Source organism: Pseudomonas sp. NPDC089996 (assembly GCF_044748405.1).
In the GTDB taxonomy this organism is placed as follows: domain Bacteria; phylum Pseudomonadota; class Gammaproteobacteria; order Pseudomonadales; family Pseudomonadaceae; genus Aquipseudomonas.
On sequence record NZ_JBIVGA010000007.1, the window covers coordinates 19901 to 39410 of the forward strand.

The window sequence follows — 19510 nt, forward strand, 5'->3', positions numbered from 1 at the left end:
TCGAAATTGCCCCTAGTCTACCGGTTTTGCACCCCGCCTTGGAGGCCCGCCTACTCGATGGTCAGCGTTCCGACCATGCCGGCCTGGTAGTGCCCCGGCACATTGCAGGCAAACTCGATGGGCGCCGACTTGCTGAAGGTCCAGGTCAGCTCGGCACGCTGGCCGGGCAGTACCAGTACAGTATTGCCGGCATCATGACCGTGAGTGCCGTGCCCCATCTGCGAGTGGTCCATGCCCTCATGCTGCGCAGCGGCGTTGTACAGCTTGCCCTGCATGGCGATCATTTCTTTCTGATGTTCGGCGTGCATGGCCTTGTCACCCAGGTTGAACTCGTGGGGCAATTTGCCTTCGTTGACCAATACGAAGCGCACGGTTTCGCCAGCTTTCACCTGCAGGCTGGCGGGCTCGAAAGCAATGTCCTTGAGTACCACTTCCACGGTGCGCGTCGCCTTGGCTGCCTGAGCGGGCTCGCCGAACGCGAAGGTTTTCGCGTCGCCTGCCAGGCTGGGCAGGCTGACCACGGCGAGAGCGGCGGCGATGAACAGGTGTTTCATGATGACTCCAGTACGACAAGCGGATACGGCCACTCTATGAAGCTGCGGCTGGCGGTTAGCTGACGAGAAGATTACAACTTTGTCAGCTTGGGCGACGTTCAAGATAGTCACGTATCATTTCAGCCATCACATCGGCCCCTGTGGGAGCGGGTTTACCCGCGAATGCTGCGGCGAATGCACCGACGCTTTCGCGGGTAAACCCGCTCCCACAGGTCCGCATAACCCGAATGATTGTGGACAGAGCATGAAGCTGTTGATCGTCGAAGACCAGGCCCGCACCGGCCAGTACCTGAGCCAGGGCCTGAGCGAGGCCGGCTTCGCCACCGAGCTGGTCGCCGACGGCGAAACCGGCCAGTACCTGGCCCTGACCGGCGACCACGACCTGCTGATCCTCGACGTAATGTTGCCCGGTCGTGACGGCTGGCAGATCCTCCAGGCGGTGCGCAATGCCGGGCTCGACACCCCGGTGCTGTTCCTCACCGCTCGCGACGCTGTCGAAGACCGCGTACACGGCCTGGAACTGGGTGCCGACGATTACCTGGTCAAGCCATTTGCCTTCTCCGAACTGCTGGCCCGGGTTCGCAGCCTGCTGCGCCGCGGCGCCAGCCCCAGCCAGGACACCACACTGACCCTGGCCGACCTGCGCCTGGACCTGATCCGCCGCCGCGCCGAACGGGACGGCGCGCGCATCGACCTGACCGCCAAGGAGTTCGCCCTGCTCGAACTGCTGCTGCGCCGCCAGGGCGAAGTGCTGCCCAAATCGCTGATCGCCTCGCAGGTGTGGGACATGAATTTCGACAGCGACACCAACGTGATCGAGGTGGCGGTGCGCCGCCTGCGCCTGAAGATCGACGATCCGCACCCGAACAAGCTGATCCACACCGTGCGGGGCATGGGCTACGTGCTCGAAGAGCGCCACGATTGATGCGCAGGCTTTCCCTCGGCACGCGCCTGGCACTGCTGTTCGCCGCCTGCACCGCCAGCGTTTCGCTGGGCGCGGGGCTGCTGTTCAACCGTGCCAGCGAGCAGCATTTCGTTGAGCTGGACCAGCAACTGCTGGAGTCGCGCCTTTCCCTGTTTCGCAGCCAGCTCGCCGGCCTGAAGGGCCCTGACGAACTGCAAAGCCGCTTGCCAGCCCTGCGCAACGAGCTCAGCCATCAGGCTGACCTGGCGCTGCGTATCGACGGCCGCGACGGTGCGAACTGGTTCGCCAGCCGCGACGGCCTGCCAGGCACACCGTCAACGCCCGGGCTGACGACCCTGCACGCAGACGGCGTCGATTATCGAAGCCTGGCCGTACCGCCGGACGATCAGACGGCTGCACAACTGACGCTGTTTCTCGATATCACCCATCACCAGCACTTCCTGCAAGGCATGCAGCGCTTGATCTGGCTCACCGTCGGGCTGTCGGCCCTGGCCACTGCCCTGCTCGGTGCCTGGGCCGCCCGCAGTGGCCTGCGCCCCTTGCGCCAGATGGGCCAGGTAGCCGCCAGCGTCTCGGCGCGCTCACTGACCACTCGCCTGCCAGTGACGCAGATGCCCGAGGAGCTGGCGGAACTGGCCACTACCGTGAATGCCATGCTGCAACGCCTGGACGACGCCTTCCAGCGCCTGTCGGCATTCTCCGCCGACATCGCCCACGAACTGCGCACGCCGCTGTCCAACCTGCTGACCCACACCCAGGTCACCCTCACCCGCCCGCGCAGCCTGGAGGATTACCGCGAGGCACTGCATGGCAACCTTGAAGAACTGCAGTGGATGGCGCAGATGATCAACGACATGCTGTTCCTCGCCAAGGCCGATCATGGCCTGCTGGTGCCGGGGCAGGCGCCGCTGGCGTTGCACGAGGAAGTGGATGCATTGCTGGAGTATTACGCGCCACTGGCCGAGGACAACGAAGTGCAATTGCTGCGCGAGGGCGAGGCGGTATTGCAGGGCGACCGACCTATGCTGCGCCGGGCCTTGTCCAACCTGCTCGACAACGCCCTGCGCTTTACCCCGGCAGGCGGGCAGATACGGGTGACGCTGGAGCCGGGCTTGCGGATTTGCGTGGCCAACACCGGGGCGGCAATTGGCGCGGCAGCGTTACCGCGCCTGTTTGATCGCTTCTACCGGGTGGACCCGGCGCGGCGCGAAGGCAGCAGCGAACATGCGGGGTTGGGGTTGGCGATTACCCGGTCGATCGTGCAGGCCCATGGCGGGACTATTCAGGCAGCGTGTCAGGATGGCTGGACCAGGTTTGTGATCGAGCTACCCGAAACCCGGTGAAATCGGGGCTGCTTTGCAGCCCTTTCGCGACACAAGGCCGCTCCTACAGGAGATCACGATCCCTTGTAGGAGCGGCCTTGCGTCGCGAAAGGGGCGCAAAGCGCCCCCAGCAAACATCAAACTGCCAAGCCAATCGCCGGTTGCACCTGCGACGCCCGGTAAGCCGGGTAAATGGTCGCCAGGAAGCTCATCACCAACCCGGCAGCGCAGATCATCAGCACATCCCCCCCCTGAAGCTCGGACGGCAGGCTGCTGACGAAGTACACATCGGACGTGAAGATGTGCTGCCCGCTTACCCGCTCCAGCCAGCCGACGATCTGGCTGACATTGAGCGCGGCGATCACCCCAAGCACGCCACCGATCAAAGTGCCGACAACGCCGATCAGGCTGCCCTGGACCATGAAGGTACCCATGATCTGCGCTGGGGTGGCGCCCAGGGTACGCAGAATGGCAATATCCGGCCCCTTGTCGTTCACCACCATCACCAGGGTGGCAATGATGTTGAACGCCGCCACCGCGATGATCATCAGCAGCAACAGACCGATCATGGTCTTCTCCATCTTCATCGCACTGAACAGGCTGCCCTGGGTGTGCGACCAGTCATCGGCGCGGTAGCCATCACCCAGACCGGCTGCAATCGCCCTGGACACCTGCGGCGCAGCATACAGGTCGTGCAGCTTCAGGCGCACGCCCTGCACCTGGCCGGGTGCCCAGCGCTGCATTTCGCCGGCATCTGCAACGTGCATGTATGCCTGCGAGCCATCCAGCTCGGCGCCGACCTTGAAGATGCCGACCACGGTCAGGCGCTGCATGCGCGGGGTGATGCCGCCGGGGTCCTTGCTGATTTCAGGCACGATCAGGGTCAGCTTGTCGCCGGTATTGAGGCGGAAGCGCCGCGCCGTCAGCTCGCCGATGACCACCCCGTATTCACCCGGCTGCAGGTCCTGCAGACGGCCCTGGACGATATGCTGGCCAACGATGGACACCTTGCCTTCCTCCGCCGGGTCGATACCGCTGACCTGGATCGGCTGCATCGCGCCCTTGTACGACAGCATGCCTTCCATCTCGGTGATCGGCGCTGCGGCCATCACTGCCGGGTTCTGCAACGCAGCGTCGGCAGCCTTGCGCCAGTCGTCCAGCGGCTGCACGCCGAGGATCGAGGCATGCGGCACCAGGCCGAGAATTCGCGAGCTCATTTCACGCTGGAAGCCGTTCATCACCGAGAGCACCACGATCATCGCCAGCACGCCCAGCGACAGGCCGATCATCGAGGTCATCGAAATGAACGAGATGAAGTGGTTGCGGCGTTTGGCCCGGGTGTAGCGCGCGCCGATGAAGATGGGCAAGGGTCTGAACATGTAGGAAATACCCAATTAAAACGGGGAAACGGGGCGGCCCTGCCACCCCGTGCACTCGGTCAGATTGCCACCAGGTGACCGTCGTCGAGCTTCAATACGCGGTCCATCTGGCGCGCCAGGTTGAGGTCGTGGGTCACCACCAGGAAGGCCGTACGCGACGCACTGGACAACTCCTGCATCAGTTCCTGGATGCCCTGGGCGGTGTGATGGTCGAGGTTACCGGTCGGCTCGTCGAGCATCACCAGGCCCGGACGGTTGACCAGGGCCCGGGCAATCGCCACACGCTGGCGCTCGCCACCGGACAGTTCGGCCGGTTTGTGGTGCAGGCGATGGCCCAGGCCGACCCGCTTTAGCAGCGCCTCGGCCCGCTCACGGGCTTCCGGGATGGCGGTGCGGCCGATCAGCAGCGGCATGCACACGTTCTCCATGGCGGTGAACTCGGGCAGCAAGTGGTGGAACTGGTAGACGAAACCCAACGCGCGGTTGCGCAGCAGCCCGCGGGCACGCTCGCCAAGGGCCGACAGCTCTTCACCGGCCAGCCACACACTGCCCTGGGTCGGCCGGTCGAGGCCGCCGAGCAGGTTGAGCAAGGTACTCTTGCCAGAGCCGGAGCTGCCGACGATGGCCACGCGCTCACCGGCATGCAGCTCCAGGTTGAGGCCGGACAGCACCTGCACCGACTCCGGGCCCTCGTCGTAGGACTTGCCCAGGTTGCGGCAACTCAGAACGGCTTTATCACTCATGCGCGACTCACTCATAACGTAGCGCCTCTGCCGGCTGGGTGCGGGCCGCACGCCAGGCCGGGTACAGGGTGGCGAAGAAACTCAGGACCAACGCCGCACCGCAGACCATGTACACATCCTGGGCCTGGATCTGCGACGGCAGGTAATCGATGAAATACACGTCGGCATTGAGGAACTTGTGCCCGATCAGCTTCTCGATGCCAGCGATCACCGCACTCACGTTCAGCGCGGCGACGATGCCGACCACCGCGCCGATCAGCGTGCCGATTACGCCGATCACCGTGCCCTGGACCATGAAGATCAGCATGATCTGCCCGGGCGTGGCGCCCAGGGTACGGAGGATGGCAATGTCACCGCGCTTGTCGTTGACCACCATCACCAGGGTGGAAATGATGTTGAACGCCGCCACCGCCACGATCAGCAGCAACAGCAGGCCGATCATGGCCTTCTCCATGCGGATCGCCTGGTACAGGTTGCCGTGGGTACGGGTCCAGTCGCGGCTGTAGTATTCCTGGTCGCCCAGCTGCTGGGCGATGCTCCAGGCCACCCGCGGCGCCTGGAACAGGTCTTCGAACTTCAGGCGCAGGCCCTGCACCTGGTCCGGCTTCCAGCGGTGCAGGCGGGACAAGTCGGCGATGTTGGTCAGGCCCAGATAGCCGTCGATCTCGCCGGCGCCCACGTGGAAGGTGCCAACCACGGTGAAGCGCTTCATGCGCGGGAACATGCCGGCCGGGGTCACGCTGACCTCGGGCGCGACGAAGGTCAGCTTGTCGCCGATGGCCACGCCCAGCTTGGCCGCGGCCTTGTCGCCGATCATGATGCCCCACTCGCCCGGCGCCAGCTTGTCGAGGCTGCCCTGCAGGATGAAGTTGTCAATGATCGACACCTCGCGCTCGCGCGCCGGATCGATGCCGTTGAGCAACACTTTCTGCACCTTGCCCTCATGGGTCAGCAGGCCCTGCATCTGCGTGTACGGGGCAACCGCCAGCACCTGCGGATTCTGCTTTACTTGTTGGGCAAGGGCAGACCAGTCGTTGATCGGCTGGCCGCTCTCCAGCGTCGCGTGGGGGACCATACCCAGCACGCGGGTACGCATCTCGTGGTCGAAACCGTTCATGACCGAGAGCACCACGATCATCACCACCACGCCCAGGGCGAGGCCGATCATCGAGGTCAGGGAAATGAACGAGACGAAATGGTTACGGCGCTTGGCACGGGTGTAACGCGTACCGATGAATGCGAAAAGAGGTCTGAACATGTCGGGGCTTGTTCGGATGAAAGGGAACGTCCTTGTGGCGAGGCGCCTACGGCGGCTTTACACTCGGACCACCGCCGCAACCATGGGTTCGCCATGACGACATTAGACGAAGAAGATCGCCGCGAATACTACCGCATCGAAGATCGGATCGCACTGGAAATCAGCCCCCTGAGCGCGGCCGAAGCCCTTGAAGCAGAACTGTTGCAGGATGATTCGCCACTGTTCAACCTGCTCAGCGAGCTGCACCTGTCCGACTTCGAGTCGCAGCACCTGCTGCGCCAGCTGAGCGAAAAGGACCGCACCCTGGCAGCCTTCCTGCGCGCGCAGAGCAAGCGCCTCGACCTGCTCAGCGCAGTGGTCGCGCAAACCCTGCTCGGCGAGATCGGCCAGCCACAGCGGGTGGTCATTTCCGAAGGCGGGATCGAATTCGCGCAACCTCGGCAGATCGCCCCCGGCACGCGGGTGAAGGTGAAGATGGTGCTGATGCCACGCGCCCACGGCCTGCTGCTGCGCGGCAAGGTCACCCACTGCGACCCGCGCCCTGAAGGCGATTTCGAGGTCGGCACGGAATTCACCGACATGACCGATGCCCAACGGCAACTGCTGGCCCGCTACATCCTGCAACGCCAACAGCAGCAACGGCGCCAGCAGCTGGAACAAGACGGCCCCGCCTCCTGAGCCCTATCCCCCTGATTTGAAGGAACGAACGTGACCCTGATCTACGGCCACCGCGGCGCCAAGGGCGAAGCCCCCGAAAATACCCTGAAGAGCTTTCAGCAGTGCCTGTCCCATGGCGTGAACCGCTGCGAACTGGACCTGCACCTGTCGGCCGACAACGAGCTGATGGTGATCCACGACCCCACCCTAAAGCGCACCACCGGCCGGCGCGGCAAGGTGGTCGAGCACCCGGCCGCCGACCTGGTCAGGATAGACGCGCGCAAGGGTGGCCCGGGGCATGTGCAACCCTGCCCTATCCCGAAGCTGGAAGAACTGTTCGAAAAGTGCGCCTTCGAGCATTGGCAACTGGAGGTCAAGAGCGCCTCGCGCACCCGTGCCGCCACCACGGTGTTGGCAATCCGCGAACTGGCGCAGCAGTACGGCCTGCTGGACAAGGTGACCATCACTTCCAGCTCGCGCGAAGTGCTGGGCGCTGCCCAGGAGCTGGTACCGGATGTGAAGCGCGGGCTGGTTGCCGAATACGCCTGGCTCGACCCGCTGAAGGTCGCGCAGAACTACGACTGCGAGCTGCTGGCGTTGAACTGGACACTGTGCACCCCCGAGCGCCTGCTCAAGGCGCAGGGCCAGGGTTTGCATGTGTCAGTGTGGACGGTCAACGAACCGGCACTGATGCGCCGGCTCGCTGATTTTGGCGTGGACAGCCTGATTACAGACTTTCCCGGTTTGGCCAAGACCACCCTCGGGTAGGGCTGAAATCGGTCTCCCCGACCGGCTCAGGCCACCGGCCGGAGCCGCTCAAAAAAGCCGGTTCAGGCCGTCGTAGGCAGCTACCCGATAGGCTTCGGCCATGGTCGGGTAGTTGAACGTGGTGTTGACGAAGTACTTCAGATTGTTCTGTTCGCCCGGCTGGTTCATGACCGCCTGGCCGATGTGAACGATTTCCGAAGCCTGGTAGCCGAAGCAGTGCACGCCAAGGATTTCCAGGGTTTCGCGGTGGAACAGGATCTTCAGCATGCCCTGCGGCTCACCGGCGATCTGCGCGCGCGCCATGCTCTTGAAGAACGCCTTGCCCACTTCGTACGGCACCTTGGCCTGGGTCAGCTCCTGCTCGTTCTTGCCGATCGAGCTGATCTCCGGGATGGTGTAGATGCCGGTCGGCACATCGTTGACGAAGCGCCAGCTGCCATTGTCGACGATGCTGCCGGCAGCCGAACGGCCCTGGTCGTGGGCGGCACTGGCCAGGCTCGGCCAGCCGATCACGTCACCGGCGCCGTAGATGTTCGGCACGCTGGTGCGGTAGGCCTCGTCGACCTCGATCTGGCCACGGCTGTTGACCTTGATACCGATGTTTTCCAGGCCCAGCTTGTCGGTGTTGCCGGTACGGCCGTTGCACCACAGCAAGGCGTCGGCCTTGATCTTCTTGCCCGATTTCAGGTGCAGGATCACACCGTTGTCCAGGCCTTCGACCCGCTCGTACTCCTCGTTGTGGCGCACGGTGATGTTGTTGTTGCTGAAGTGGTAGCTCAGCGCCTGGGAAATTTCCGAATCCAGGAAGCTCAGCAGCTGACCGCGGTTGTCGACCAGCTCCACCAGCACGCCAAGGCCGCTGAAGATCGACGCGTATTCGCAACCGATCACGCCGGCGCCGTAGACGATCAGCTTGCGCGGGGTGTGGCTGAGGCTGAGGATGGTGTCGCTGTCGTAGACGCGCGGGTGGTGGAAGTCGATGTCGGCCGGGCGGTAAGGGCGCGAGCCGGTGGCGATGATGATGTGCTTGGCGTTGAGTTTTTCGACCACGCCATTGGGGCAGACCACTTCCACGGTCTGCTCGTCGGCGAAGCTGCCGGTGCCGACGAACACATCGACGCGGTTGCGGGCGTAGTAGCCGGTACGCGAGGCGACCTGCTTGGCGATGACCTTTTCGGCGCTTTTGAGCACATCCGGGAAGGAGAACCAGCGCGGCTCACCGATGGCCCGGAACATCGGGTTGGTGTTGAACTGCATGATCTGCCGCACCGAGTGACGCAGCGCCTTGGACGGGATGGTGCCCAGGTGGGTGCAGTTGCCGCCGACCTGACGGCGGCTGTCGACCATTGCCACCTTGCGCCCTGCTTTGGCGGCGTTCATTGCCGCGCCTTCACCGGCCGGGCCGGAACCCAGCACCACTACGTCGTAGTTGTAGACAGCCATGCGTACTCCTTCAGAACTGGCCCGGGGTTACGGTTACCCGCGGGACTCGATCATGCCGCCGGGGCGTCATGAGAAAATTCGGGTGCAGTCTAATCAAGCGTGAACGCCGCGCACATTAACCCTTGGTCGCGTCGTAGGCCAATTTTGCCTGCACTACATGTCATAACCGATCCCTGGCGGCGATCATCCCTGCCAACGCTTTCAATCGCCTTTCACCGCCTGCTCGAATGCAGGGGTCGCTCGAGAGACGAAGCCACCGTCGGCCCGAGTCACCAAAACCGCAGCCAGATCGTGAGCCACGGCGAAATCCCAGCCGCGTTCCGGCCCCAGGATCAACAACAGGGTCGAATAACCATCGGCCTGCAGCGCCGAGGCATCGAGCACGGTGACCGCAGCCAGGTCGTGGCCGACCGGGCGCCCCAGGCGGGCATCGAAGGTGTGCGAATAGCGCCGGCCATTGTCCTCGAAATAGTGGCGATAGTCACCCGAGGTCGAAACGCCCAGGCCATTGACCGGGATGATCTGGCGGGCGACCTGGCGGTCTTCGCGGGGCAACTCGAGGGCGATGCGCCAGGGGCTGCCATCAGGCTTGCGGCCCACGGCCTTGAGCTCGCCGGTGGCTTCGGCGACGAAGCTGGCCACGCCCATGGCGCGCAGGCGCTCGGCGATCAGGTCGACAGCTTGGCCGGCAGCAATGCTGTTGAAGTCCAGCTGCACCGAGGCGTCCTTGCACAGTGCCTGGCCGTCGATGCGCAGGTGGCGGTAGCCGACGCGCTGGCGGGCCAGGGCCAGGGACTGCGGGTCGGGCACCTGCTCGTGGCGGGCCTGCGGGCCGAAGCCCCAGAGGTCGAGCAGCGGCTCGACGGTGAGGTCGTAGGCGCCGTCGCTCAGCTCTGCGAGGTGCTGGCCGAAGGCGACCAGCTCGAGCATGTCGGGCGGCAAGGCCATGCACTGGTTGGCGGGCAGCAGGTTGAACTGGCTGACGGCGGAGTCGCCGCGGTAAGTTGAATAGTGCTGGTCGATGTCATTGAGGATCGCTTCGACTGCGGCCTGGACCTGGGCCGGTGCCGGGCCGCCGGGCTCGCGAACGTACTGGATGCTGTAGCTGCTGCCCATGGTCGGGCCGCCCAGGCGCTCCAGGGTGGGGCCCTGGTTGCAGGCGGTGAGGAGCATCAGGATGAACAGGAGGGCTGTGCGCAATCGGGATCTCTCGGTTTTGCATGCCAACACGGTCATTGTAGGAGCGGCCTTGTGTCGCGAAAGGGCCGCAGAGCGGCCCCAGGATTACGGTCGCGATGCACACATTGCTGGGGCCGCTGCGCGCCCCTTTCGCGACACAAGGCCGCTCCTACAACGACCGCGTCGGCACAGGCAAATGCCAGGCAAAAAAAACGGGAACCCGAAGGTTCCCGTTTTTTCACGCGCTTACAAGCGTATCAGCGTGGAAACGCTGGCGGGTTCACACCGGCCATGTCTTCCATCACGCGGACCACCTGGCAGCTGTAGCCGAACTCGTTGTCGTACCAGACGTACAGGACAACGCGGTTGTCGTTGGCGATGGTCGCCTCGGCATCCACCACACCGGCGTGGCGGGAACCGACGAAGTCGGTCGAAACCACTTCTTGCGAGCTGACGTAGTCGATCTGCTTGTGCAGTTCCGAGTGCATGGCGGTCTGGCGCAGGTACTCGTTGATCTCGTCGCGGGTGGTCGGCTTCTCGAGGTTCAGGTTGAGAATGGCCATCGAAACGTTCGGCGTCGGAACGCGAATGGCGTTACCGGTCAGCTTGCCTTTGAGCACTGGCAGTGCCTTGGCGGCAGCGGTGGCGGCGCCGGTTTCGGTGATGACCATGTTCAGCGGCGCGGCACGGCCACGGCGGCTGCCCTTGTGGAAGTTGTCGATCAGGTTCTGGTCGTTGGTGAACGAGTGAACGGTTTCGACGTGGCCATTGACAATGCCGTACTGGTCGTTGATGGCCTTGAGCACCGGCACGATGGCGTTGGTGGTGCACGAAGCTGCCGAGATGATCTTGTCATCGGCAGTGATGTCGCCGTGGTTGATGCCGTGCACGATGTTCTTCAGCGCGCCCTTGCCAGGTGCGGTGAGGATCACGCGGGCAGCGCCCGGGCAGGTCAGGTGCTGGCCCAGGCCGTCGGCGTCACGCCAGACGCCGGTGTTGTCGACGATCAGCGCGTTGTCGATGCCGTACTGGGTGTAGTCGACTTCGCTCGGGCTCTTGGCGTAGATGATCTGGATCAGGTTGCCGTTGGCGGTGAGGGTGTTGTTGGCTTCGTCGATGGTGATGGTGCCATCGAACGGGCCATGCACCGAGTCACGGCGCAGCAGGCTGGCACGCTTGACCAGGTCGTTCTCGGCACCTTTGCGCACAACGATGGCACGCAGGCGCAGGCCGTCGCCGCCACCGGTCTTCTCGATCAGGATGCGCGCCAACAGGCGGCCGATGCGGCCGAAGCCGTACAGCACGACGTCGGTACCCTTGCGGGCCGAAGCGTTCTGCTGGCCAACCACGTCGGCCAGCTCTTCACGGACGAACTGCTCGGCAGTGCGGCCGTTGCCTTCCTGCTTGAACTTGTTGGCCAGCTTGCCCAGGTCGACCGAAGCGGCACCCAGTTTCAGCTCGCTCATCGCCTTGAGCAGGGGGAATGTCTCGTGTACGGACAGTTCGGTTTCGTCAGTCTGACGGTGACGCGCAAAGCGGTGGGCTTTGAGGATCGAGATAACCGAACGGTTGATCAGGCTACGGCCATAAATCGAGCTCACCACGTTGTTGTTGCGGTAGAGCTGACCGATAAGCGGGATCATCGCTTCAGCCAGAGCTTCACGATCGATCCACTCACCAAGACACTGGTCGGGCTTCTGAGTCACGGGAACCTTCCACATGTAGGGACAGAAAAAAGGGGCTACATTATGACGCCCCAGCGCGTAACCGGCAATGAGCGCCTGTCGCCGATGGCAAAGCCCGCTGTTCATGGCCTGTCGAGCCTGACAGCAGGCACTGTCACCGGTACAATCGGTCTCTTTGCCGCAACGCTTGGAGTGCAATCTCCCGTGTCAGTTCTGCGCCTACCGCAAATGTCGGCCACGGCCGGCAAACAAACCTGGGGCAACCTGCCCGGGGCCGCCCTCAGCCTGGCCATCGCCGAAGCCGCCAGCAGCGCGGGTCGCTTCACCCTGCTGCTGACCGCCGACAGCCAGGCGGCCGATCGCCTGGAACAGGAGCTGCGCTTCTTCGCGCCAGACCTGCCGGTGCTGCCGTTCCCCGATTGGGAAACCCTGCCCTACGACCTGTTCTCGCCGCACCAGGACATCATTTCCCAGCGCATCGCCAGCCTCTACCGGCTGCCGGAGCTGAGCCACGGCATCCTTGTGGTGCCGATCACCACCGCCCTGCACCGCCTGGCGCCGACGCGCTTCCTGCTCGGCAGCAGCCTGGTGCTGGACGTGGGCCAGACCATCGACGTCGAGCAGATGCGCACGCGCCTTGAAGCCACCGGCTACCGCTGCGTCGACACGGTCTACGAGCATGGCGAATTCGCCGTGCGCGGCGCCTTGATCGACCTGTTCCCGATGGGCAGCAAGCTGCCCTATCGCATCGACCTGTTCGATGACGAGATCGAGACCCTGCGCACCTTCGACCCGGAAACCCAGCGCTCGATCGACAAGGTCGACTCGATCCGCCTGCTGCCGGCGCGCGAGTTCCCCATGCAGAAGGAAGAGGTGACCCGCTTCAAGGCGCGTTTCCGCGAGCGCTTCGATGTCGACTTCCGCCGCAGCGCGATCTTCCAGGACCTGGCCAGCGGCATCATCCCCGCCGGCATCGAGTACTACCTGCCGCTGTTCTTCGAAGAAACCTCGACCCTGTTCGACTACCTGCCCGCCAACACCCAGGTGTATTCGCTGCCAGGCGTCGAGCAGGCTGCCGAGCACTTCTGGAACGACGTGCGCGGGCGCTATGAAGAGCGCCGTGGCGACCTGACCCGGCCGCTGCTGCCGCCCGCCGAACTGTTCCTGCCCGTGGAAGACTGCTTCGCCCAGCTCAAGCAGTGGCCGCGGGTGGTGGTCAGCGCCGACGACGTCGAAGCCGGTGCCGGCCGCGAGCGCTTCCCCGCACGCGCCCTGCCCAACCTGGCCATCGAAGCCAAGGCCAACCAGCCGTTGGCGGCGCTGGCCGGGTTCCTCGACCAGTTCAGCGGCCGCGTGCTGTTCACCGCCGAATCGGCGGGCCGCCGCGAGGTGCTGCTGGAGCTGCTCGAACGCCTCAAGCTGCGCCCGCAGACGGTCGACAGCTGGGCCGATTTCATTACCGGCCGCGATCGCCTGGCGATCACCATCGCCCCGCTCGACGATGGCCTGCTGCTGGATGACCCGGCCGTCGCCCTGGTCGCCGAGAGCCCGCTGTTCGGCCAGCGCGTGATGCAGCGCCGACGCCGTGAAAAACGCGGCGAGGCGGCAAACGACGCGGTCATCAAGAACCTCACCGAGCTGCGCGAAGGCGCGCCGGTGGTGCACATCGATCATGGCGTGGGGCGCTACCTGGGCCTTGCGACCCTGGAGATCGACGGCCAGGCGGCCGAGTTCCTCACCCTGGAATACGCCGAGGGCGCCAAGCTCTATGTGCCGGTAGCCAACCTGCACCTGATCGCCCGCTACACCGGCAGCGATGACGCCCTGGCGCCACTGCACCGGCTGGGCTCCGAAGCCTGGCAGAAAGCCAAGCGCAAGGCCGCCGAACAGGTCCGCGACGTGGCCGCCGAGCTGCTCGACATCTATGCCCGCCGCGCCGCGCGCAAGGGCTATGCCTTTGCCGACCCGGCCGCCGACTACGCCACCTTCAGCGCGGGCTTCCCGTTCGAGGAAACCCCCGACCAGCAAGCGGCCATCGAGGCGGTGCGGGTCGACATGCTGGCGCCCAAACCGATGGACCGCCTGGTGTGCGGCGACGTCGGCTTTGGCAAGACCGAAGTGGCCATGCGCGCCGCCTTCATCGCCGTGCACAGTGGCCGCCAGGTAGCGGTGCTGGTACCGACCACCCTGCTCGCCCAGCAGCACTACAACAGCTTCCGCGACCGCTTCGCCGAATGGCCGGTGAAGGTCGAGGTGATGAGCCGCTTCAAGTCGGCCAAGGAAGTGGCCGCCGCGGCTGCGGACCTCGCCGAAGGCAAGATCGACATCCTCATCGGCACCCACAAGCTGCTGCAGGATGACGTGCGCTTCAAGGACCTGGGCCTGGCGGTCATCGACGAGGAACACCGTTTCGGCGTGCGCCAGAAGGAGCAGCTCAAGGCCCTGCGCAGCGAAGTGGACATCCTCACCCTGACCGCCACGCCGATCCCGCGCACGCTGAACATGGCGGTGGCGGGCATGCGCGACCTGTCGATCATCGCTACCCCGCCGGCGCGGCGCCTGTCGGTGCGCACCTTCGTCATGGAACAGAACAAGAGCACGGTCAAAGAAGCCCTGCTGCGTGAGCTGTTGCGCGGTGGCCAGGTGTACTACCTGCATAACGATGTGAAGACCATCGAGAAGTGCGCCGCCGAACTGGCCGAACTTGTTCCGGAAGCGCGTATCGGCATCGGCCACGGGCAGATGCGCGAGCGCGAGCTGGAACAGGTGATGAGCGACTTCTACCACAAGCGCTTCAACGTACTGATCGCCTCGACCATCATCGAGACCGGCATCGACGTGCCGAGCGCCAACACCATCGTCATCGAGCGCGCCGACAAGTTCGGCCTGGCCCAGCTGCATCAGCTGCGCGGCCGTGTCGGCCGCAGCCACCACCAGGCCTACGCCTACCTGCTGACGCCCCAGCGGCAGAAGATCAGCGCCGACGCCGAAAAGCGCCTGGAGGCGATCGCCAACACCCAGGACCTCGGTGCCGGCTTCGTGCTGGCGACCAACGACCTGGAAATCCGCGGTGCCGGCGAACTGCTCGGCGAAGGCCAGAGCGGGCAGATTCAGGCGGTGGGCTTCACCCTGTACATGGAAATGCTCGAGCGCGCGGTCAAGGCCATCCGCAAGGGTACCCAACCGAACCTCGAACAACCCCTGGGCGGCGGCCCGGAGATCAACCTGCGCCTGCCGGCGCTGATCCCCGAGGACTACCTGCCTGACGTGCACGCACGCCTGATCCTTTACAAGCGTATCGCCTCGGCAGCCGACGAAGACGGCCTCAAGGACCTGCAGGTAGAGATGATCGACCGCTTCGGCCTGCTGCCCGAACCGACCAAGAACCTCATGCGCCTGACCCAGCTCAAGCTCCAGGCGGAGACACTCGGCATCAAGAAAGTCGACGCCGGCCCCAATGGCGGCAAGCTCGAATTCGAAGCCGAGACCCCGGTCGATCCGCTGACCCTGATCAAGCTGATCCAGGGCCAGCCCAAACGCTACAAGTTCGAAGGCGCAACGCAGTTCCGTTTCCTGGTACCGATGGAACGCCCCGAAGAACGCTTCAATACCCTGGAGGCGCTGTTCGAGCGCCTGACCCCACAGCCTGCCTAAGGAAGATCCATGCGTGCCATCCGTTGCCTGACCCTGCTGCTTGCGCTGTTCGCGCCTGCGGCCTTCGCCGAAGGGATGTATCAGGTAGAAATGATTCTGGTGCGGCAGAACAGCGTGCCCGCCTTCACCAGCCCGTTTGCCCCGGAAGACTGGAGCGCGGGCGCCCCGCGCCTGGAGAAGGGCGCCGAACGCCCGCTGGCGCTGCAGGACGAGGCCACCCGGCTGGAGGCTACTGCCGACTACACCGTGCTGCTGCACAAGGCCTGGCAACAGCCGGTCGGCAGCGACACAAGCCGCGTCGCCCTGGGTAACGGCAGCGAGCAGTTCGGCCACTTCCCCATTGAGGGTAACCTGAGCATCACCGCCGGCCGCTTCATCGCCGTAGAGGCCAACTTCTGGGTCAACCAGCTCGACAGCAACGGCAACGTGCTGCAAAGCGAGCAATTCAAGCAGAACAACAGCAACATGAAAGGCGGCCAGCTGACCTTCCTTGATGGCGGCCACCTGGCCCTGCTGCTGAAGATCACGCCACCGGGCACGCCGAAGATGCCGGTGATGGACCCGGAGATGATGGAGCAGTGATGTGAGCGAAAGCGATGCGCAAATGTTCGTGCGTGCACTCAACGGCTGGCAAATGGGGTTTGATCGCAAGACCCTGAGGCGCGGCCAGGACTATGCCGATGAAGACAGAAGCGAGATCGTGTCGATCTTTGGCATGACGATCCGCGCCCAATGCAAAGGCTCGGCAGGCCGCACTTACCATCAGCGCATTACCCTGGACATGACCGAGGATGGCCTGTATTGCGAGACCACCTGCTCTTGCCCGGTTGGAGAAGACTGCAAGCATTGCGCTGCAGCACTTTACCTGCTGGAACAGGGGCCGGATTTCGCCGAAGGCGATCACGCGCTCAGCCACTCGGCCACCGAGACCGCTCTACAATCGCTGGAGCTTACGCCAGAGCTGGCCAATTGGGTCGAAGCACTGGAAGTACCACTGAAAACCTCGGAGCCTGCCAAACGTAAAGGTGCCTCGCTTTATTATGTTGTCGACATCGAGCATGGCCGGTGCATGCTCAGCGTATTCAAGGGTGCCGGTCAGATCGGTAGCGAACTCAAGCTGGGACGCCCAAGTTCGCTGCCAGAGCTCATCTATTACACGCCCAAGTACGTGAATGATGAGGACCTGCGCGTCCTCAGGCTCATTGATGCCCTCAGCGAGGACTACAGCTTTCCCATCGCCAGGCTGGAAGGCAAGAAAGGTGCAGAACTCTACGAGTTTGCCCTGGGCACAGGGCGCCTGCTCTATGGCCAGCAGCTGACCCCGCTTTCCACAGGGCCAGACCTGCACGCGGAGTTTCGCTGGGTCAGGCTCGATAGCGGCAGCTACCGCGGCGCCTGGCACCACGAGCCAAATGTCCATGTCGAGGCGCTGCCTCTCGATCCGCTTTACTACGTGGACTCGAAAACGGGGCAAACGGGCAAGTTGACGCATGACCTTGACCCGTTCGTTGCCAGCCAGCTTGCCAGCGCACCCACGGTTCCGGAGCACCTGATCATCCCGCTTAGCCATCGGCTGAGCGCGCTCAATCGCAAGGTCCCTACCCCGACTACCGTACGCAGCGAACAGCTTGACGATATTCAGCCGAGGCCCCACCTGACCCTCGGCAGCCTCGAATTCAGTGCCTACATGCCCAAGACCGGGCGCATGCAACGGCAGATGCAGCACCGCGCCGCGCTGGCCTTCGATTACGACGGCCTGCGCGCCAGTGGCAACGACGACAAACCGCTGACCCGCCTCATCGACGCCACCAGCCAGCGCATCCGCCGCCAACCCCAGGCCGAGCAGGCGCTGCGCAAGGTGCTGCGCGACCTCGGCTTCAAGCCTGCCACCCGGCAGAGCAAGGCCCTGCCCGACAGCGCCGGCGAGATGCTCCAGCTGCCCGACGACGAGGCCTGGCTGCACTTCGCCCGCAATGGCCTGCCACGCCTGCGCGAGGCTGGCTGGGACATCGACATCCACCGCGACTTCGCCTTCAACCTGCAGGAGGTGGACGACTGGTATGCCAGCATCGACGAAGCACCGGGCCACGAATGGTTCGACTTGGAGCTGGGCATCGTGGTCGAAGGCCAGCGCCACAGCCTGCTGCCGATCGTGCTGCAACTGCTGCGCAGCAACCCTGAACTGCTGCGCCCCAGCGAACTGGCGCGGCGCAGCGACGACGAGCACCTGCTGATCGACCTCAACCGCGGCCGCCTGGACAGCCCGGCCTTGCGCGTCGCCCTGCCCTACGGCCGCATCAAGGCCGTGATGGGCACCCTCGGCGACCTGTACCTGCACGAAGACGCGGTCGGCCCGAGCCTGCGCATGGACCGCGCCGACGCCGCACTGCTGAACGATATCGAGCACCTGCCGCTGCGCTGGGAGGGCGGCGCCCATGTGCGCGACCTCGGCCGACGCCTGCGCGACGCCCGTGATCTGCAGGTCGAAGTGCCGAGTGGCCTCAACGCCACCTTGCGCCCCTACCAGCAGCAGGGCCTCAACTGGTTGCAGGCCCTGCGCGAAATGGGCACTGGCGGCATCCTCGGCGACGACATGGGCCTGGGCAAGACCCTGCAGGCCCTGTCACACCTGCTGCTGGAAAAACAGTCCGGGCGCCTGTCAGCCCCGGCATTGGCAGTGATGCCCACCAGCCTGGTGCCCAACTGGCTCGACGAAGCCCAGCGCTTCGCCCCCGGCCTACGCGTGCTGGCCCTGCAGGGTCCGGGTCGCAGCAAGCATTTTGCCAGGCTGCACGAATATGATCTGGTGCTCACCACCTATGCCCTGGTACCGCGCGACCGGGAACACCTGCGCGCCCAAGCCTGGCATGTGCTGGTGCTGGACGAGGCGCAGAACATCAAGAGCAGCACCAGCAAGGCCGCCCTTGCCGTCTGCGAGCTACAGGCCAACCAGCGCCTGTGCCTGACCGGCACACCGATGGAAAACAACCTGGGCGAGCTGTGGTCGATCTTCCACTTCCTCATGCCCGGTTGGCTGGGTGACGTGAAACGCTTCAACCAGGATTACCGCACTCCGATCGAACGCCACGGCGACGTCGAACGCCTGGCTCACCTGGCCAGCCGGGTGCGCCCATTCCTGCTGCGCCGCACCAAGGAGCAGGTGGCCACCGAGCTGCCGGCCAAGACCGAAATGGTGCACTGGGTGGAGCTCAGCGACGCCCAGCGCGACACCTACGAAGCGGTGCGCGTCGCCATGGACAAGAAAGTCCGTGACGAAATCGCCCGCAATGGCGCCTCGCGCAGCCAGATCGTGATCCTCGACGCTTTGCTCAAGTTGCGCCAGGTATGCTGCGACCTGCGCCTGGTCAAAGGGGTCGAGACCAAAGGCAACCAGGCCGACAAGGGCAAGCTGGGCGCGCTGCTGGAGATGCTCGAAGAGCTGCTCAGCGAGGGGCGTCGGGTGCTGCTGTTTTCGCAGTTCACCTCGATGCTGTCGTTGATCGAGCAAGAGCTGGAAAAGCGCAAGATCCGCTACAGCCTGCTCACCGGCGACACCCGCGACCGGCGTACACCGGTGCAGCAGTTCCAGCAGGGTGACAGCGAAGTGTTCCTGATCAGCCTCAAGGCTGGCGGCGTCGGGTTGAACCTCACCGCTGCGGACACCGTGATCCACTTCGACCCGTGGTGGAACCCGGCCAGCGAGAACCAGGCGACCGACCGCGCCTACCGGATCGGCCAGGACAAGCCGGTGTTCGTGTTCAAGCTGATTACCCGAGGGACGGTGGAGGAGAAGATCCAGGCGCTGCAGCAGGAGAAAGCAGCGCTGGCGGCGAGCCTGCTCGATGGTGGGCAGGCGGGGCAGTGGCGACTTGGCGATGAAGAGATCGAGGCGCTGTTTGCGCCGTTACCAGGCAAGCGCGGGCGCTAGCCTGTGCCGGCCTCT

The 19510-nt window shown here is 64.5% G+C and carries 14 protein-coding genes; 7 read left to right on the forward strand and 7 right to left on the reverse strand.

What is annotated here, in order from left to right:
* Positions 1 to 50: 50 nt before the first annotated feature.
* Positions 51 to 554 carry a plastocyanin/azurin family copper-binding protein gene (locus ACIPW4_RS13800; protein WP_400658671.1) on the reverse strand — a complete coding sequence of 168 codons (504 nt, stop codon included), beginning with the start codon at positions 552 to 554 and terminating at the stop codon, positions 51 to 53.
* 244 nt (positions 555 to 798) lie between these two features.
* On the opposite strand from ACIPW4_RS13800, the gene cinR reads away from it, so the two are divergent.
* A complete protein-coding gene (cinR, locus tag ACIPW4_RS13805; RefSeq protein WP_400658673.1) occupies positions 799 to 1479 on the forward strand; it encodes a two-component system response regulator CinR in 681 nt (226 codons plus the stop codon).
* Positions 1479 to 2822, forward strand: coding sequence for a heavy metal sensor histidine kinase (locus tag ACIPW4_RS13810; RefSeq protein WP_400658674.1), 1344 nt, complete (start codon positions 1479 to 1481; stop codon positions 2820 to 2822). Before cinR ends, ACIPW4_RS13810 begins: the two co-directional genes overlap by 1 nt.
* A 116-nt stretch (positions 2823 to 2938) precedes the next feature.
* Here ACIPW4_RS13810 and ACIPW4_RS13815 read toward each other — a convergent pair whose 3' ends face one another.
* Genes ACIPW4_RS13815 through ACIPW4_RS13825 form a run of 3 tightly spaced genes read right to left on the reverse strand, consistent with a single transcriptional unit; the run spans position 2939 to position 6181 of the window.
* Positions 2939 to 4180 carry a lipoprotein-releasing ABC transporter permease subunit gene (locus ACIPW4_RS13815; RefSeq protein ID WP_400658676.1) on the reverse strand — a complete coding sequence of 414 codons (1242 nt, stop codon included), beginning with the start codon at positions 4178 to 4180 and terminating at the stop codon, positions 2939 to 2941.
* A gap of 59 nt (positions 4181 to 4239) precedes the next feature.
* Positions 4240 to 4923 (reverse strand): lipoprotein-releasing ABC transporter ATP-binding protein LolD, encoded by a 684-nt coding sequence (gene lolD, locus ACIPW4_RS13820; RefSeq protein ID WP_400658678.1) that lies wholly within the window; start codon positions 4921 to 4923, stop codon positions 4240 to 4242.
* 7 nt (positions 4924 to 4930) lie between these two features.
* A complete protein-coding gene (locus ACIPW4_RS13825) occupies positions 4931 to 6181 on the reverse strand; it encodes a lipoprotein-releasing ABC transporter permease subunit (protein ID WP_400658680.1) in 1251 nt (416 codons plus the stop codon).
* A gap of 93 nt (positions 6182 to 6274) precedes the next feature.
* On the opposite strand from ACIPW4_RS13825, the gene ACIPW4_RS13830 reads away from it, so the two are divergent.
* Both ACIPW4_RS13830 and ACIPW4_RS13835 read left to right on the forward strand, forming a co-directional pair.
* The gene (locus tag ACIPW4_RS13830; RefSeq protein ID WP_400658681.1) at positions 6275 to 6859 is read left to right on the forward strand and encodes a PilZ domain-containing protein; all 585 of its coding nucleotides are present in this window, start codon (positions 6275 to 6277) and stop codon (positions 6857 to 6859) included.
* A gap of 30 nt (positions 6860 to 6889) precedes the next feature.
* Positions 6890 to 7606 carry a glycerophosphodiester phosphodiesterase gene (locus tag ACIPW4_RS13835; protein ID WP_400658683.1) on the forward strand — a complete coding sequence of 239 codons (717 nt, stop codon included), beginning with the start codon at positions 6890 to 6892 and terminating at the stop codon, positions 7604 to 7606.
* 48 nt (positions 7607 to 7654) lie between these two features.
* On the opposite strand, the gene sthA is transcribed toward ACIPW4_RS13835, so the two are convergent.
* From sthA to ACIPW4_RS13850, 3 genes are all read right to left on the reverse strand, one after another.
* Positions 7655 to 9049 (reverse strand): Si-specific NAD(P)(+) transhydrogenase, encoded by a 1395-nt coding sequence (gene sthA, locus ACIPW4_RS13840; RefSeq protein WP_400658684.1) that lies wholly within the window; start codon positions 9047 to 9049, stop codon positions 7655 to 7657.
* A gap of 201 nt (positions 9050 to 9250) precedes the next feature.
* Entirely contained in the window at positions 9251 to 10249 is a 999-nt protein-coding gene (locus tag ACIPW4_RS13845; protein ID WP_400658686.1) for an FAD:protein FMN transferase, read from the reverse strand.
* A gap of 236 nt (positions 10250 to 10485) precedes the next feature.
* A complete protein-coding gene (locus tag ACIPW4_RS13850) occupies positions 10486 to 11949 on the reverse strand; it encodes a glyceraldehyde-3-phosphate dehydrogenase (RefSeq protein WP_400658688.1) in 1464 nt (487 codons plus the stop codon).
* Positions 11950 to 12117: 168 nt separating this feature from the next.
* Between ACIPW4_RS13850 and mfd the strand changes: the two genes are divergently transcribed.
* From mfd to ACIPW4_RS13865, 3 genes are read left to right on the forward strand one after another with little or no spacing between them, the layout of a single operon-like run.
* A complete protein-coding gene (gene mfd, locus ACIPW4_RS13855; RefSeq protein ID WP_400658690.1) occupies positions 12118 to 15567 on the forward strand; it encodes a transcription-repair coupling factor in 3450 nt (1149 codons plus the stop codon).
* A 9-nt stretch (positions 15568 to 15576) separates the two neighbouring features.
* Positions 15577 to 16149, forward strand: coding sequence for a CsiV family protein (locus ACIPW4_RS13860; RefSeq protein ID WP_400658692.1), 573 nt, complete (start codon positions 15577 to 15579; stop codon positions 16147 to 16149).
* 1 nt (position 16150) lies between these two features.
* Positions 16151 to 19495, forward strand: coding sequence for an SNF2-related protein (locus ACIPW4_RS13865; protein WP_400658695.1), 3345 nt, complete (start codon positions 16151 to 16153; stop codon positions 19493 to 19495).
* The last annotated feature ends 15 nt before the right edge of the window (positions 19496 to 19510 follow it).